The 16,272-nt window shown below is 54.6% G+C and carries 12 protein-coding genes; 7 read left to right on the top strand and 5 right to left on the bottom strand.

Annotated elements, in window-relative coordinates; genetic code table 11:
- Positions 1 to 56: 56 nt before the first annotated feature.
- The 7 genes from pglX (B7L09_RS13290) (at position 57) to brxL (ending at position 11,865) form a co-directional block, all read left to right on the top strand.
- The gene (pglX, locus tag B7L09_RS13290) at positions 57 to 1,853 is read left to right on the top strand and encodes a BREX-1 system adenine-specific DNA-methyltransferase PglX (protein ID WP_010463593.1); all 1,797 of its coding nucleotides are present in this window, start codon (positions 57 to 59) and stop codon (positions 1,851 to 1,853) included.
- Complete coding sequence (locus B7L09_RS13285; RefSeq protein ID WP_010463591.1) at positions 1,850 to 2,914, top strand: AAA family ATPase; 1,065 nt, start codon at positions 1,850 to 1,852, stop codon at positions 2,912 to 2,914. Before pglX (B7L09_RS13290) ends, B7L09_RS13285 begins: the two co-directional genes overlap by 4 nt.
- Positions 2,911 to 3,450, top strand: coding sequence for a hypothetical protein (locus tag B7L09_RS13280; RefSeq protein ID WP_010463589.1), 540 nt, complete (start codon positions 2,911 to 2,913; stop codon positions 3,448 to 3,450). Before B7L09_RS13285 ends, B7L09_RS13280 begins: the two co-directional genes overlap by 4 nt.
- Positions 3,451 to 3,627: 177 nt before the next feature.
- Positions 3,628 to 5,370 (top strand): BREX-1 system adenine-specific DNA-methyltransferase PglX, encoded by a 1,743-nt coding sequence (gene pglX, locus B7L09_RS31440; RefSeq protein ID WP_081853967.1) that lies wholly within the window; start codon positions 3,628 to 3,630, stop codon positions 5,368 to 5,370.
- A gap of 1 nt (position 5,371) precedes the next feature.
- Positions 5,372 to 7,246, top strand: a complete 1,875-nt coding sequence (locus B7L09_RS13270; RefSeq protein ID WP_010463582.1) for a DUF262 domain-containing protein — start codon at positions 5,372 to 5,374, stop codon at positions 7,244 to 7,246.
- On the top strand, positions 7,243 to 9,750 hold the full coding sequence (gene pglZ / locus B7L09_RS13265) for a BREX-1 system phosphatase PglZ type A (RefSeq protein ID WP_010463579.1): 2,508 nt from the start codon (positions 7,243 to 7,245) through the stop codon (positions 9,748 to 9,750). Before B7L09_RS13270 ends, pglZ begins: the two co-directional genes overlap by 4 nt.
- 12 nt (positions 9,751 to 9,762) lie before the next feature.
- Positions 9,763 to 11,865, top strand: a complete 2,103-nt coding sequence (gene brxL, locus B7L09_RS13260; protein WP_010463578.1) for a BREX system Lon protease-like protein BrxL — start codon at positions 9,763 to 9,765, stop codon at positions 11,863 to 11,865.
- Positions 11,866 to 12,098: 233 nt separating this feature from the next.
- On the opposite strand, the gene radC is transcribed toward brxL, so the two are convergent.
- The 5 genes from radC to B7L09_RS13235 all read right to left on the bottom strand — a co-directional run bounded on the left by radC (position 12,099) and on the right by B7L09_RS13235 (position 16,116).
- A complete protein-coding gene (gene radC / locus B7L09_RS13255) occupies positions 12,099 to 12,596 on the bottom strand; it encodes a RadC family protein (protein WP_010463576.1) in 498 nt (165 codons plus the stop codon).
- Between the two features lie 53 nt (positions 12,597 to 12,649).
- Complete coding sequence (locus B7L09_RS13250; protein WP_010463574.1) at positions 12,650 to 13,570, bottom strand: recombination directionality factor; 921 nt, start codon at positions 13,568 to 13,570, stop codon at positions 12,650 to 12,652.
- A 106-nt stretch (positions 13,571 to 13,676) separates the two neighbouring features.
- Positions 13,677 to 14,681, bottom strand: a complete 1,005-nt coding sequence (locus B7L09_RS13245; RefSeq protein ID WP_094469205.1) for a YqaJ viral recombinase family nuclease — start codon at positions 14,679 to 14,681, stop codon at positions 13,677 to 13,679.
- A gap of 81 nt (positions 14,682 to 14,762) precedes the next feature.
- Positions 14,763 to 15,731: a DUF932 domain-containing protein gene (locus B7L09_RS13240; RefSeq protein ID WP_094469204.1), complete on the bottom strand. Its 969-nt coding sequence runs from the start codon at positions 15,729 to 15,731 to the stop codon at positions 14,763 to 14,765.
- A gap of 55 nt (positions 15,732 to 15,786) precedes the next feature.
- Positions 15,787 to 16,116, bottom strand: a complete 330-nt coding sequence (locus B7L09_RS13235; RefSeq protein WP_094469203.1) for a hypothetical protein — start codon at positions 16,114 to 16,116, stop codon at positions 15,787 to 15,789.
- Positions 16,117 to 16,272: the final 156 nt, after the last annotated feature.

Here is a 16,272-nt window from a genome sequence, read left to right as displayed (position 1 = left end):
CGATCATTTCCGTGAGACCACACAAATGATCAGGCAGGCCCATAAAGAGAAGAATGATGGAAACCACCAAACTCAAGAAGTTCGCCCAGCACGCCCGTCGTCTATTGCTGGAGCAAGTCGGCGCCAAGCTCATCCTGGTGCTTGATGCCAGCAGCGCCGCTCGCCGCGAGAATCCGCAGGCCGTGGCCCAGTTGGAAAAGCAAATTGCTACATCCAGCCGCGAGCAACTCATCGACAAGGTGGCCTACACATGGTTCAACCGCTTCTGTGCTTTGCGTTTTATGGACGTGAATGCCTACACGCGCATCCGTGTAGTATCGCCCGCTGACGAAGGCCAGTTCCAGCCGGAAATACTGGCTGAAGCCAAGGCTGGCCATATCGATGAAGATCGCGTGCCCGAAAAAATCAGCCGGCAGATCCAAGCCCTGCTCAGTGGCACCGCTCCTAGCCACGACCCGCAGCAGGAAGCCTACCGCCTGCTGGTGGTGGCAGAGTGCAACAGCTTCCACAGCGCTATGCCTTACCTTTTCGAGCGTATCGCAGATTACACCGAGCTCCTGATGCCTGATGACCTGCTCTCGGGCAATTCTATTCTAGCCTACACCCGTGAAGCCATGACGCCCGACGCTTGCACGGATGTTGAGGTGATTGGTTGGCTATACCAGTTTTACATCTCCGAGAAAAAGGACTCTGTCTTTGAAGGGTTGAAAAAGAACCAGAAGATCATCCCTGAGAATATCCCCGCCGCCACCCAGCTATTCACCCCGCACTGGATTGTGCGCTACCTAGTGGAAAACTCTCTGGGCCGCCTGTGGATTCTCAACCATCCCGGCTCACCTCTGGCCGGGCAGATGGAGTACTACATCAAGCCAGCGGCTGAAGAAATCGACTTCCTCAGGATTACTCGCCCGGAAGACATCAAGGTCTGCGACCCGGCCTGTGGTTCCGGCCACATGCTCACCTACGCTTTTGATTTGCTGTACGCCATCTACGAAGAGATGGGTACTGATCCGAACGAAATCCCCGAGAAAATCCTCACCCACAACCTCTACGGCATCGAACTGGACGAGCGAGCAGGCGAGCTGGCCGCTTTTGCCCTGACCATGAAAGCCCGCGCTAAACAGCGCCGCTTTTTCAACAAGGCCATCAAGCCAAACATCCGCGTCCTGGAAAAGGTGACGTTCAGCCACGATGAGCTGGATGAATACATCACGGCTGTGGGTCGCGATCTGTTTACCCTCGATCTGCGCGAAACTCTCAAGCAATTTGAAGAAGCCGACAACTTTGGTTCGCTGATTCGCCCCAAACTCACCAGCGTGCAGAACGTGTTGCCGGTGCTGGAAGCGAAAGACATGGCTGGTAACTTGTTCCTGGCCGGAACCCACGTCAAAGTGTTGAAGGTGCTGTTGCAGGCAGATTATTTGAGCCAAAAATACCAAGTGGTTGTAGCCAATCCTCCCTATATGGGAAGCAAGGGCATGAATGCGCGGTTGGGTGCATGGGCAAAGGAAAGCTACCCCAGCAGCAAATCCGATCTGTTTGCCATGTTTATCGAGCGCAATCTTGATCTAGCTGTGCCTACAGGTGCGGTGGCCATGATCACCATGCAAAGCTGGATGTTCCTGTCCTCATTCGAGTCGCTGCGAGTGCGCATTCTGGGGAAGAACACCATTCTCTCCATGGCCCATCTGGGAGCGCGGGCGTTTGACAGCATCGGTGGTGAGATAGTCTCCACCACGGCCTTTGTGCTGGAGAACCAGCATAAGCCGAAATATAAGGGATCGTATCTGCGGCTGGTCGATGGCAGCTCCGAAGCGGAGAAGTCCGCTATGCTCAAGGAGGCGATTCAATGATCACCCAACTCGCGCTTAAAAACTTTACCGCCTTCAGTGACCTTGCCATTGATTTTTCGCCCAAGATCAACGTGATCATCGGTGAAAACGGTACTGGAAAAACCCAGTTGCTCAAAGCTTCCTACGCCATGTGTTCCGGCGCATCGCTACACAAAGCCAAACCTGACGCCAGCGACGAAGAGCTGGCTGCCATGCTCACAACCAAACTGCTTCGGCTGTTCATGCCTCTAGACGAGAAACTGGGCAAGATGCACCACCAGGGTGCTACCGAACAGGCCTGCCTGAGCGCGCAGTTCGCCCAAGAGCAGCGGCTAGCTGCAACCTTCTTCAACAACTCCCGCTCACTTGCCATTCAGGAGCGCACCAACTACCAGCACTCTCAGGTAGAAGCGGTTTTTATGCCGACGAAGGAAGTTCTCTCCTTCATGAAGGGTTTCAATAGCCTGTATGAAAAGTACGGCCTCTCCTTCGATCAGAGCTATCAGGATATTTGTCTGCTGCTGGATCTTCCTGAAGTACGGCCTGAAACCCTGCACGAAAAATCCAAATGGGCGATGGCTGAAATCGAGGCAATTTGTGGTGGCCGCTTTGTTTTCTACGGCGGAGGCAAAGTTACCTTCAAAACCGACAACGCAGAATACTCAGCTAACGCTATGGCTGAAGGCTTTCGCAAGGCGGGCATGCTCTCCCGCCTGTTAGAAACTGGTGCTATCCAACCCGGTGTCAGCGGTCCGCTTTTTTGGGATGAACCTGAGACGAATCTCAATCCTAAGCTGATGAAGCTTCTCGTGAAGATCCTTCTGGAGCTGTCCCGCAACGGCCAGCAGGTGATTTTGGCCACCCACGATTATGTGTTGCTCAAGTGGTTTGATCTACTGATGGACAAAGGCAAGGGTGACCATGTGCGGTTTCACAGCCTATATCGCGATCCAGTTACGACCGATATCAAGATTGCCTCGACAGAGCACTTTCTGGACATATCACCCAATCCAATCGATGAGGCGTTTGGTTTTCTCATCAATCAGGAGATCGAAAACGATATGGGCGGTCTTGGAAAATGAAGGTTATTCAGGCTGATGGATTTGAATTTCGATTCTCTGATGCAATTGATGCGTTCGTTTTTGATGAAAAAGACAATACTAAACCGACCTTTCATGGTGCACCTATGAAAGGGGTTGATATCGTGGCGGAGTTCGAGTCGGCATACGTTTACATTGAGATGAAAGATTATGATGATCCATCAGCTTACGACGTTATCCATGCCGCATCGGATGATGAGAAGCATAGCAGGCAGGACAGTTTCAGGTGGTTGAAAAATTACCTGAAGTATAAATTTAGGGACTCATACCTTTATCGGCATGCAGAGCAGAAGGTCGACAAGCCCATTCACTATGTGTGTCTAATTACTTTTGATAATGCCCTGAATAGCAGAATGCAAAAATCTCTGAAACAAGAGCTTCCGGTAGGTAGGGCTCCACGTCGATGGATTCAGACTCTTGCCACGAGCTGCCAAGTTGTCAATCTGGAAAAATGGAATGAGAACTTTCCGAAGTGGCCGGCAACTCGATTGCTTGTACCACCGCAGGAGGTTGTTTGAGATGGTGAGAATGTTAAGCGGGAGTATTAATGAATATCTCATCATCGGCGAAATTGACATGCAGGCACTGCGTCAGTTCCAGTCCTGCCACCGCTCGCCGGTCAGCCCATTAAAGCCCTTGCCGGATGGCTTTGAGTCCTCCCATGCAAGAAGAGCCTTGCCCAAAGGGGAAGAGTAATGAATCAGGAAAAAAATATGGAGAAGTACCTCTTTCGGGCCTCGGCGGCGGATTTCAAGAAAATCCCGGGGAGTCCGATTGCATATTGGGCTCCAAAGTCAGTTATAGATGCGTTTGAAAATGGGACATCTTTAGGCGATCTGGTTCACGCGCGAATTGCCTTGGCAACGGGTGATAATGGTGCATTCGTTCGTGGTTGGTGGGAGGTTTCGTTAAGCGAAATTGGATTCGGAATGACCACCAATGAAGAGTCCGTTGAGTCTGGAAGAAAGTGGTTTCCCTGCAATAAAGGTGGGGATTTTCGAAAGTGGTACGGAAATAATGAGAATTTAGTTAACTGGTTTAAAGATGGTGAGGCCGTAAAATCCCTTGTTGATATGGAGACCGGCAGGGTTAGGTCGCACAACTATAACGGGGATTTTGGATTTCAAGAATCTGTGACCTGGAGTGCTCTTAGCTCTGGGAAGCTTGGCGTTAGGTTTAGCGGGCCTGGCTTTATGTTTGTAACGCCAGGATCCAGTGCTTTTAAAAAAGCAGCAGAAGCTAACTTGTTCGTAATTCAAGCCCTTCTCTCATCAAATCTTGCAGATTACTTCCTTCGGCTTATTAGTGCGACGATGAATATTGAGGTTGGGAATGTTCTCAGGATTCCATTTATTCCTGTCTCTCCTGACGTTGTCAAGGTTACGCAGAGTGCAATCTCGTTGAGTCAATATGACTGGGACGCCTCTGAAGTTTCTTGGGATTTCACCTCTCTGCCGTTAATGCAATCCGAGTTTCGTCAGCCCAGCCTGCAATCCACCTATTTGCAGCTCCGCGCGTATTGGAGCGACATGACGCTGGAAATGCAGCGCCTCGAAGAAGAAAACAACCGCATCTTCATCAATGCTTACGGCCTGCAAGACGAACTGAAACCCGAGGTGCCGCTCAAGGAAATTACCCTCACCTGCAACCCGCACTACCGCTATGGCGGTGACAAGACCGAGGCCGAGTTGGAGACGCAGTTGCAGAGTGACACCATGACTGAGTTCCTCAGCTACGCCGTAGCCTGCATGTTTGGCCGCTATAGCCTGGACAAGCCTGGGCTTGTTCTGGCCAACCAAGGCGACACTCTGGCTGAGTATCTGCACCAGATCCCTGAACCTCGTTTTATGCCGGACGAAGACAACGTGATCCCGCTGCTAGATGGCGAGTGGTTTGCTGACGACGTGACTGAGCGCTTCCGCACCTTTTTGCGCGTTACCTTTGGCGAGATCCACTACGAGGCCAATCTGGCTTTTATTGAACAGTCGCTGGGCAAGGACGTGCGCAAGTACTTCCTCAAGGATTTTTACGCCGACCATGTGAAGCGCTACAAAAAGAGGCCCATCTACTGGCTGTTCTCCAGCCCCAAGGGCACTTTCAGTGCGCTGATCTACCTGCACCGCTACCGTCCGGATACGGTGAGCGTGGTGCTGCGATACTTGCGCGACTTCCGTAAGAAGCTAGCTGCACGGCTGGATTACCTCCAGCAAGTCGGCATCAGCACCTCCGCCAGCCAAGGCGAAAAGACCCGTGCCCTCAAGGAAATCGAAACGCTCAAAAAGCAACTGCTGGAGCTGGACGACTACGAGCGTGACACCCTCTATCCGTTGGCTACTGAGCAGGTGGCGCTGGATCTCGATGATGGCGTTAAGGTGAACTACCTCAAGCTAGGCTCGGCGCTCAAGAAGATCATCGGACTGGATGCCAAGGAAGACTGAGATGTCAGGAAGCTTCGAGAAGGCGATCACGATTCGCCAGGCGATACGCAACATCGATGACCGGACGTTTCTGCTCCCGGCGATCCAGCGCAATTTTGTCTGGTCGCCCCAGCAGATCTGCGTGTTATTTGATTCCCTGATGCGCGAGTATCCGATCAATACATTCATGATGTGGGATGTGACGAGCCCGGAGATCAAGAACAAATACCGCTTCTACAGCTTCCTAACCGACTACTGTCAGCGATTCAAGGAGTCCAATGACTACGTTCCGACTCAGGGCGACTTCAAAGACTTCAAGGCAGTCATCGATGGACAGCAGCGGCTGACTTCCATCTACATCGGTTTGAAGGGCACTTATGCCTACAAGCAGCCCCGTGTCTGGTGGCCCAATGCGCGTAACGACCAAGTGCTGCCGCCACGTCGACTCTATCTGGATCTTGCCAAGGGGCTGGACGGAGAGGACAACGACTCGATGGCCCACTACAATTTCCGATTTCTGACCGAAAAACAGGTGGCGGCGTTTAGTGATGACCCTTCCTCGCGCTGGTTTGAAGTGGGTAAGGTATTGAGCCTGCCTGACGTGCGCTCTGTAGATGAGATTCCGTTCGAGGTGGTCTTGCCCTACCTTGAGAAGCATGGACTGGCCTCCAACAGCTTTGCGCGTAAGGCGTTGACCCGCCTGTACTACCTCGTCAGGCATGAAGAGGTGATCCACTTCTACAACGAGGAAAGTCAGGATATCGATCACGTACTGGATGTATTCATCCGCACCAACAGTGGCGGTACGCCGCTGGCGTTTTCGGACTTGTTGATGTCGATCGCCATCGCTAACTGGGATGGGGATGCTCGTAAAGATATAGACGAACTGGTGACCGAGGTACGGCAAAGCTCGGAGATGCAGTTCTCGATTGGCCGTGACTGGGTGCTTAAGACCTGTCTGATGCTGACGGGGGCTGATGTGCGGTTCCGGGTCAAGAACTTCGACTCCGATCAGGTGAGCATCATCCAGCAGCAGTGGTCGGAGATCAGGGCTTGTGTGGTCGCAACCTTCAAGCTGCTGCGCAAATTCGGCTTAAACGACCAGTCGCTGAGAGCCAAGAACGCGGTCATCCCGCTGGCGTTCTATATGTACAAGCAGTCCTTCCGTGACAAGCCGCTGTATCACACCATCAACAACATCAACTACCTACGCGAAGAGCGCTTGGCGCTGTCCCGCTGGTTACATATGGTGCTTTTGCGAGGGATATTTGGTGGGCAGGCTGATGGTGTTCTGACCAAGATGCAGCGGTTGTTGGCTAGGCATTTGGACAAGGGGCTGTTCCCCTTGGATGAAATCATTGAGGCCTTCACCGCAACCAACAAGGATCTTCGGTTTGATGAGGCCTATCTGAGGGGGCTCCTTGATATCCAGTATGAGGATTCAAGGTGCCGTTCGGTCCTAAGCCTGCTATTCCCCGAGATCAATGAGAACCTGCAACTGGACATCGATCATCTGCATCCGAGCAGCGCCTTTGCAAAGGCTGCTCTCGCCAAAAAGGATTTCCTTCAAAAAGATCCCGGGTTGATGGCGTTCTATCAGAGCTCCATTAACTGGAACTCGATTGCCAACCTGCACCTGCTGAATGCTTCGCAGAACCGCTCGAAGAAGGATCTGTCACTGGCCGACTGGATGACAGAGAAGGACACCGGATTCAAGCCGGTCGACCTGCTACTGAGTGACGACGACAGTCTGCATTTTGCTCACTTCCAGACGTTCTGTGAAAAACGTCGGGAAGCGTTGATGCAACGGCTGCGCCGCAATGTCGTGGTTAGCGGAACGCTTTCGATGATCGAGGAAGTGCTGGAAGAAGATGAAGAGATCGAGGCCGTGGCATGAGTAACCCCAAAATCAGCCAGGCCCTGAGCAACCTGTTCGACAAGCAGCGCATAGTGTTCTGGTATGACACGCGCCTGGAGTTTCGCGCTGATTTCGAGACGCTGGAGTTGCCGGATGTTGAGAAAATCGAGCTGGCTAACAATGAGTTTGGCGTGAAATACCGCCTCCTGCGTGAGCAACCGGAACAGAAGTTTCTGCTCTACCGTGAAGGTGCTGAGCCTCCGCATTTGCACAATTGGCTGTTGGATGTGCAGCTCGCCAGTGGCAATTGCTTCCGTACCGATCAGGTTGCCTTGTGGCTGGCTGAGCTGGAGTTGGGACCGGATTGCTATCCGTTGTTGGAAGCGCATGTGGCGTTTTTCGAATCAGCCAAGCGCCGCGAGGCACTCGGTAAGTTACTAGAACCGGGTGATTCGCAGAGCCTGCTGCAACGCAAAATGCTTGCTGTATGCGCCGGCAACGAGCCGCGCCTGGATGTGATTCTGGAAAACCTGCTGGGTGATCTGGCCGCTAGCAAAGATGTGCGGATCAAGTTAATCGAAAGCAGCTGCTTGAATGTCTATCTGTGGGAGCAGGTGAAGCGCGCCTATGGCTATAGCTCCGAGCAACCAGGGTTGCACGATTTCGTTATCGAGCTGTTTAAGGCTTGTTTCATGCTTGGGATCGACCCGGCGTATAAGGCGCGACTGTCCGCTGAGGCGCTGGTGTTCCTCAAACGCTGGAAGGACAGTCGTTCACATGAGCAGAGTTTCGAGGCACTGTCTGAGCAGTGCGCGGCGGTGCTGCAGATCGACGACAAGCTGCAAACCCTGGACTGGCGTAGCCTGCTGGAGCTGGATTATTTCGAGCTGATCGACCGCAAGATCCTCAGTGAGCTGGTACGTGCCGTGGTGGCCCGTACAGTGACCGCTCAGGAGGTGGAGCAGTGGGTACGCCAGCGCCGTCAGAGCCACTGGTTTGAGCGCTTCAAGGATGTGTATCTGGCGCTGGAGCATGCGGCGCAGTTCATTCAGGTACTGGACATCACGCAGCTGCAAATGGAGTCGCTGACTGATGGCGTGCAAAAGTACGCCAGCCAGTGGTTCAGGCTGGATCAGCGTTACCGCAAATTCGTCTATCACCTGCGCGAATCCGGCCAGGCTTCGTTGTTGGGTGAGTTGGCTATGCAGGTTGAGAATCTGTACGGCAACAACTACCTGAGCCGTCTTAACGACCGCTGGCAGCAGCATGTGGATGCAGCTCAGCAGTGGGAGGCAGCGCCCGTAGTATTGCAGCGCAATTTCTTCAGCCGCTACGTGCAGCCTTTTGTGGAGCGAAAAACCAAGGTGTGCGTGCTGATTTCCGATGCGTTCCGCTATGAGGTAGGCGAGGAACTGCAAAGTCTGATTCGTCAGGAGGATCGCTTCGAGGCCGAGCTGGAGCCGATGCTGTCGATGCTGCCGAGTTATACCCAGCTGGGCATGGCGGCGCTGCTACCCAACAACAACCTGCAACTGGCCGACAACGACAGTGGCGATGCCATAGTCGATGGTCAGAGCGCTCAAGGCTCGGTCAACCGGGGCAAGATTCTGGCGACCAGGGTGCCAGCATCCCAGGTGGTACGAGCCAAGGATCTCCTGGCGATGAACCAGGCCGACTCTCGTGCCTTGCTGCGCGACAATGAGGTGGTTTACGTTTATCACAACCTGATCGACAAGACCGGTGACACCCGTGATACCGAAGAGCGAGTGTTTTCGGCGGCCGAGGAAACGCTCAGTGAGCTGATCCGTCTGGTGAAGAAGCTGACCAACGCGAATGCCAGTAATCTGCTGATCACTGCCGATCATGGCTTCATCTATCAGAATCATCCGCTGCAGGAGAGCGATTTCCTCAGCGGTGAGCCGGAGGGCGATGAGGTCCTATACCGCGACCGGCGTTTTGTACTGGGTCGTAGCTTGCGCGAAGGCGCCAGCTTTAAAACTTTCAACCCGGTGCAGCTAGGCCTGACGGGAACGCTTATGGTGCAGATTCCCAAATCGATCAACCGTCTGCGGCTGAAAGGCTCTGGCAGCCGCTTTGTGCATGGCGGCGCCACCCTGCAAGAGGTTGTGATCCCGGTCATCCGCATTAACAAGAAGCGCCAGAGCGATGTGGGTCGGGTGGAGGTGGAGTTCATCGGTGGCGGTGGCAAGACCATCACCACCGGGCAGTTGGCCGTGGTGCTCTATCAAACCGAGGCAGTGACCGAGAAACTGCAGTCGCGCCGGTTGCGTGCAGGTTTGTTCACGCTGGACGGTGAGCTAGTATCCGATCAGCATGAGCTGTTGTTCGACTTCAGTTCTCCTAATCCGCGTGAACGGGAGCTGCCGGTGCGCTTCATTCTCAGCCGCAAGGCCGATGAGGCGAATAATCAGCAGGTGGAACTGCTCCTTGAAGAGACCGTGGACGGCACTTCACACTTCACACGGTACAAAGCCGCGCGTTACGCCATTCGCCGCTCGTTCAGCAGCGAATTTGATTTTTAAGCAGGAGCTCCAATGAGTCAGCTCGACGACAAAATCAACCAGCACTTTGCCGGACTAGTGGTGCGCAAAGACCTGGTCAAAGCGGTGAAGGGCAACGCCATTGTGCCGTCGTATGTGCTGGAGTACTTGCTGGGCCAGTACTGCGCGACCAATGACGAAGCGACTATCCAGACCGGGATCGAGACCGTCAAGGAGATCCTGCGTAAGCACTATGTCCACCGCAACGAAGCAGGGTTGGTGCGCTCGACCATCAAGGAGAAGGGGCGGCACAAGGTTATTGACCGTATTAGCGTCTCATTAAACGACAAGGATGACGTGTACGAGGCTGAGTTCGCCAACCTGGGCATCAAGAAGGTGCTGATCGACTCCAACACCGTCAAGGCCCACCAGAAGCTGCTGGTAGGTGGTGTTTGGTGCATTGCAGATGTAGAGTATGAATACACCGAGGACAAGTCTTCCTCACCTTGGATTCTGGCCTCGCTAAAGCCAATTCAGATTTCCCGCTTTGATTTCGACGGCTATCTGGAGGCACGTAAGCAGTTCACCACTGATGAGTGGATTGACCTGCTGATCCAGAGCGTAGGGTTCAATCCGCAGATGTTTGGCAAGCGCAATAAGCTTGCTCAGCTTATCCGCCTTATTCCGTTCTGCGAGCGCAACTACAACTTGATAGAACTGGGGCCGAAGGGCACTGGCAAGTCACACGTTTATTCCGAGTTTTCACCCCACGGCATTCTTATCTCCGGTGGCGAAGTTACAGTTCCCAAGCTGTTCGTCCATAACGGCACAGGTAAGCTCGGTCTGGTGGGTTACTGGGATGTAGTGGCTTTCGATGAGTTCGCCGGTAAGCAAAAGCGAGTGGATAAGGCGCTGGTGGACATCATGAAGAACTACATGGCCAACAAGTCGTTCTCGCGGGGTGTGGAAACCCTCGGAGCTGAGGCCAGCATGGTGTTTGTGGGTAATACCGATCACACCGTGCCCTACATGCTTAAGCACACGGACCTGTTCGACCCGCTGCCGGAAAAGTTCCACGATTCAGCCTTTCTCGACCGCATTCACAGCTACATCCCCGGTTGGGAAGTGGATGTCATCCGTGGCGAGATGTTCTCCAGTGGTTACGGCTTCGTGGTGGACTACCTGGCCGAGATCCTGCGCTCGCTTCGCAGTCATGACTACTCAGATCGCTATAAGGGACAGTTCACGCTATCCGACGATATTTCGACGCGCGACCGCGATGGCATCAACAAAACCTTTTCTGGTTTGATGAAGATCCTGTACCCGCATGGCGAGGCGACAGACGCCGAAGTGGAAGACGTATTGCGCACTGCAATTGAAGGGCGCAAGCGGGTGAAGGATCAGTTGCTACGCATTGACGCGACCTATCCGGCAGTTCGTTTTGCCTACAAGGGGGGGGATGCTCAGGAGCGGTTGGTGCGCACTCTGGAAGAGGATGAGTACCCTAATCAATACCATCGAAGGGGAGCAACTGAAGTTTCTACTGCAGACTTACCCCAAGTCGGTACTGACCCTTTGGCGCTTATCGAGGCAGCGCCAGCCATGCAAGGGCCAGCTTCACGCCCAAGCAATCCTGCGCCGATGGAACCAGTGGTGAAGGAGCAGCATTTGGTCTTCCACGAAAATCAGCGAGGACTGAGTTTTGACAAGTTGTTCAGTCCCTATCTGGTAGGTGCCAAGCGCATCATCATCACAGACCCCTATCTTCGTATGTTCCACCAGTTGCGCAACTTGATGGAGCTGATGGAGACCATTAGCAAGCTGCAAGGCCCGGAAGATGAGGTGGTGGTTCATGTGGTGACCGTTGAGGATGATTCCAATGGTGATCGTCAGACCGAAAGCCTGCAGAAGATCGCTGATGCTTGTACGGGTGTTGGCATCCAGTTCAGTTGGGCCTACGACACTAGCGGCACCAAGCATGATCGAGACATCACAACCGACACGGGTTGGAAGATAGTGCTTGGTCGTGGTTTGGATGTTTTTCAGCGCTTTGAGCTGAATGATGCCTTCAGCTTTGCGAATCGGCTCCAGCAGCATCGGCAGTGCAAAGAATTCAGTGTGACCTTTGTGCGAATTGGCCCGGCAGCTTGTTCGTAGGTTTACGACGATTAGGCAGAGGCAGAGGCACTCTGATTTGTGTTCGCAGCACGACTAAAAAAAGTAAGGCCGACTGCGGATGCCCTTAGGCGTGGGGAAGTCATAGTTTCGGCTGCAGCAGGAGCTGACTACAACCGCTGGATCACGACAAAAAATAAGTGAGGGGAGTACCCTGCCGATGACCGCCCTAGCATCAGCCAAGGGCAGTCTATCGGGCGGTGTGAGCCTAGGCGTTATAGGTAACCTCGTTCAGCCAACGATACGCAGCCTTCGTGGCCTACAACGATATGATCCAGCGTCTGGGTGCCAATCATGTTGAGTGCGTTCTTGAGGGTGGTGGTCAGCGTGCGATCGGCCTGGCTGGGTTCGGGATCTCCAGAAGGATGGTTATGCACCAGTATCACGGCTGCTGCGTTGTGCTCTAGAGCGATCTTGACCACTTCCCTTGGGTAAACGCTGGCCCCGTCCAGCGTGCCGCGAAACAGCTCCTGAAATCCGATAATCCGGTGCTTGGTGTCGAGCAGCAGAAGAGCAAAGACTTCGTGCTCATGGTACTGCAGCAGTGTTTGCAGGTGGCTGAAGACCTGCTTCGGCTCAGTCAATGCCCGGCCTTTAGACAGACGACTCATTGCCAGTTGTTGAGCCATACGCAGGATGTCAGCTTCGGTGACCGGGGCTTCCATAAGATAGGTACCGGTATCTTCACCGGCTCTGAGCTTGTGATATTTCATGTGGGTCTTCCTGTACGAATGCGTGAGAAAACGGAGGGATCTGAGAAACCCTGTTACTGGACGTTGGGCTTGCCGTTGTGCCGCGTGGCTTGCGACTCCAACTTTTGACCGAGTGAGGGTTTGGCAGGCGCTGTCGGTTGGGCTTTTGGCTCTACATCGCTGGGCTGATCTTCAATGGCGGGGAAGAACTCTTCGACGATGGCGCCGGTGTCCTCCTCGCTGTCTTCAAATGCCCCATTGTTAAAGCCTTGCCGGGCCGCGTGATCCAAGGCGCTCTGGTCAAAGCCCGCGGCTTGCCGGGTTTCCTCCAATTGCTTGGCTGCCAGTAAGGCGTCTTCTAGGGTCAGTCCATTGCGTACCGTAATGTCCACGTAGAAGATCGGCGTGCCATGGCTTTGCCGGGTGGATTTACCGCGTAAACGAAACTCCAGCGGCAGACAGGCGAGGCGATCACCGGAGATGGCTTGCAGGTAATGCAGACGCGCTGCCAGAGTGCGGATGCTGTTGTAGCCTGTGGTGCGAAAGACAAAACTGCCCAGCGGATCGTCATCGCCAATCACCACGTTGAGCCGGCCGTAAGGCTTGCAGGCTCCGCCTTGCGCCAGTGAGCATCCATCCGGAGAAGGGCAGGGCAATGCCTGAATGCCGTCCTCGGTCAAACGCTTGCAGGTCAGGCCGTTGCCGACGCATAAAGGTCGGCCAGTGGTACGGTCGAACAGGCTGTAGTCAGCCCGAAAGTTCAGGTCAGGCTCGTTGAACAGCAGCCGGATTGGAATGCTGCGCAGTTTGCCGTCCTGGCCATTACGCAGCTCCTCATTGAGGGGGTGCAGCAGCCAGCCGTCACGGCTCTGTACTTGGGAGGTAAGGGTGAATTGATCGTCCTTTTCCGGTAGACGCTTTCCGTTCTTTTCGACGAGCTTGCCAATGGATATTCGGCCCAAAATCGGCGGAGTGATGGCTAAACCTTTGAGCATGGGAGTTCTCCTGTATCTGAAATAAAAACGCCACCGAGATCGCGTAAACGGCCAGGGTGGCGTTGGAGAGAAAGGGCATGGGAATAAGGGAAGCGCGAACGAGCGTTCAGGCCAGTAGAAAACGCCGACAGCCGGTTTTTGTGGTCGAGTAGCGCACTTGTAGGTAGGGCTTTTCTTTCAGCAGGCGGGGGATATCCAGTGCCACGCTGTCTTTGGCTTTCCTCCACGTGATGCTGCCGGTTGCGAAGGTAGCTTGACTGGCATCACCCATGGCCTGTTGCAACGTTTGCTTGAGCTGAGCTTCCTGCGTCTCCTGCTGAGCAATCGAGTCGCGCACCTTTTGCAAGTCGGCAAAGGTGGTGCTGAGGCGGACGTCCTGGCTGAAGTCCAGGGTGTGTCCGACGTCCTGCGGGTACAGGCAGCGTAGTGCCTGATCGGCGGATGCCGAACCGTCAGCCGGTGGCGGGGTGTCGCCGACGACGTAATCCCAAAACAACCGCTCCAGCTCGATCAGTTGGGCAATCATCGAATCGTCCCGTTTAATCCGATGGATTTCCAGGTGTTGCCCGCCCAGCAGTACCGCCACATCTGCTGCCTGCTTGCCGGTGACGGCGAGCTGGTGCATGACCTGTAGCTGCACATATTCCGGCACGCCCTCCTTCCAGAGGCGGGCGCCGTTGATGCCGGCGGTTTTGCATTCGAGGATCTGCACCTCAGGCGCACCGATGATTTCGCGGTCGATGTTGGCCAGCATCCAGCTCAGTGTCGGGTCTGGGTGTTGCAACACGGCATTGATTCGCCGTACCCGATGACCGCTGCGTTGGGTGTAATGCGTTGCCACAATCGGCTCCAGAATGTTGCCCCAGTAGGCTGGGCTTTCATCGTCATGCGGGTCGATCTTACGCAGGGTTTCATCACGCCCGGTTTTCTCCATCCACAATTCCAATTGGGATTTATACGGATTCAGGCCAACGGCAGCGGCGGCATCCGAGCTGCCAATGCCTCCTTTGCGCACCGCCAACCAATCGGCGCGAGGCAGTTGTTTGGTGCCCACCAGGCGCAAGGCCGGACGGGGTTTGGTCTTAGTAATGGGGAGTGGTTGAGTGCCCATGATGTTTTCCTGTGCGGCATAAAAAACGCCCGGCCAGCAGAAGCTGACCAGGCGTTTTAATAGTTGAGTAAGTGAGAAGGGCTAGGCCGCAAGTTGCAGAGCCGCCGCCAATGCCCGTTGCTTGATCTGCGCACCTTGGCCGAACCAAGCCGAATCCATGCGGTACTCGTTACTGCGTGCTCGACGTTCGTGATCGACATACTCAGTGACCGCGTTGAGCAGGCCCCAGGCGGTGCTTTGTGCGGACGCCAACGTCGAGCCTCGGCCTTGGCCTTCATACAGCGCTTGGACCTTGCGCAGCGCCCGCTCATTGGGAAGCACAGCCGGTAGCTGATTGTTCGGGCTGGTCTCACACAGCACGTTCATGAAGTAACCCAGCGCTTCATGCCATTGCACTTTGCGCTCGGACAGCGCCCGCATTCGGTACATAAAGGCATCCCACTGGGAGACTGCGATACCGAGTTGCTTCTTGACCACCTGTGGATCGAAACGTGTGCTGTGCGGCACCTTAATTGCGCGGGTCGTGCCGTCCAAGGCAATCGCCAGCGTGTTGTTGCACACCACACGCACAGTGGTTGGCGTGGCGGTGGTCGCCAGCGTGCCGTCGCAGGACGTGGCCAGCAGCAAGTAGCCGTTGACCTCGTCGTTACCCTTCAGCGCCGCCGATTGCCCGGTGCGCGCCAGCGCCCAGAACTTGCGTCCGCCTTTCAGCACTCCGGCAGTTTCCAGCTCATAGCCGGACACTTCCGTGAGGTCGCGATAGAACTCCAAGACCTCACGTGGCTGCACCACTTGGTAACGTTGTGACACGACCGACAACGCGGCCTTGGTGTCGGAGCGATACAGCACTTTTTGTTCTGGGAAGGAATGAATCGTCCCGAGCGCGCCAACTGTGCCCGCTTTGAAGTGAACCGGACTTTCCTGGATCTGCCAGTTCATACCGGCTTCACGCTGCCAGACTTCTAGCGTTTGTTTTTCGGTGAGGCGGCTGCCCAGGCCATGCCAAGGGGTAGCGCCAACGTAAGCCATTTGTTCGATGAGATGAGCCACGAGAAAGATCCTTATCAATAGATGAAGAAACAGCGAAGCCGTCAGCGAGAACGGATTAATGGTTGACGCTGAAGCTGTAACCGCAGTCCAGACACTGGTAGTTGTTCAGCACCTTGTCGTCCACGTGCTGACCGAGCGTGGCCCCGGCAATGCCACCGGCCACCCCGCCGAACAAACTGCCGATAATCGCTCCGGCGATGCTGCCGATAGCGGTGCCCATCGGTCCACCGATCACGCCCAGCGCCGCACCGGTCTGCGCTCCCGAAAGAGTCCCCGCGACGCCACTGGCCGCACCGCCTACGGCCCCAATCAACCCACCCGTTTGCTTACCAAAATTTTTCGTGACGACTCGTCCAGAGTTGCAACTTGGGCAAGGGGTATACATAGGAAAATCCTCAAGTGATGAGCTTGCCGAGCGAAAAGCAGGCATGCCAAAGCCCCTACCGCAGTTGATTCCGGTAGGGCATTCACAGAGGTGATATAGGTTTGAAAGAAGCTGAAAGTTAAAGAATAGGCAGGCAGCTGTGATGAATAGGAGTCA

Origin of the sequence: Pseudomonas mandelii (assembly GCF_002251635.1) — a bacterium.
GTDB classification, from domain to species: Bacteria; Pseudomonadota; Gammaproteobacteria; order Pseudomonadales; family Pseudomonadaceae; genus Aquipseudomonas; species Aquipseudomonas mandelii_B.
This window is presented reverse-complemented; position numbering and strand designations above follow the sequence as displayed.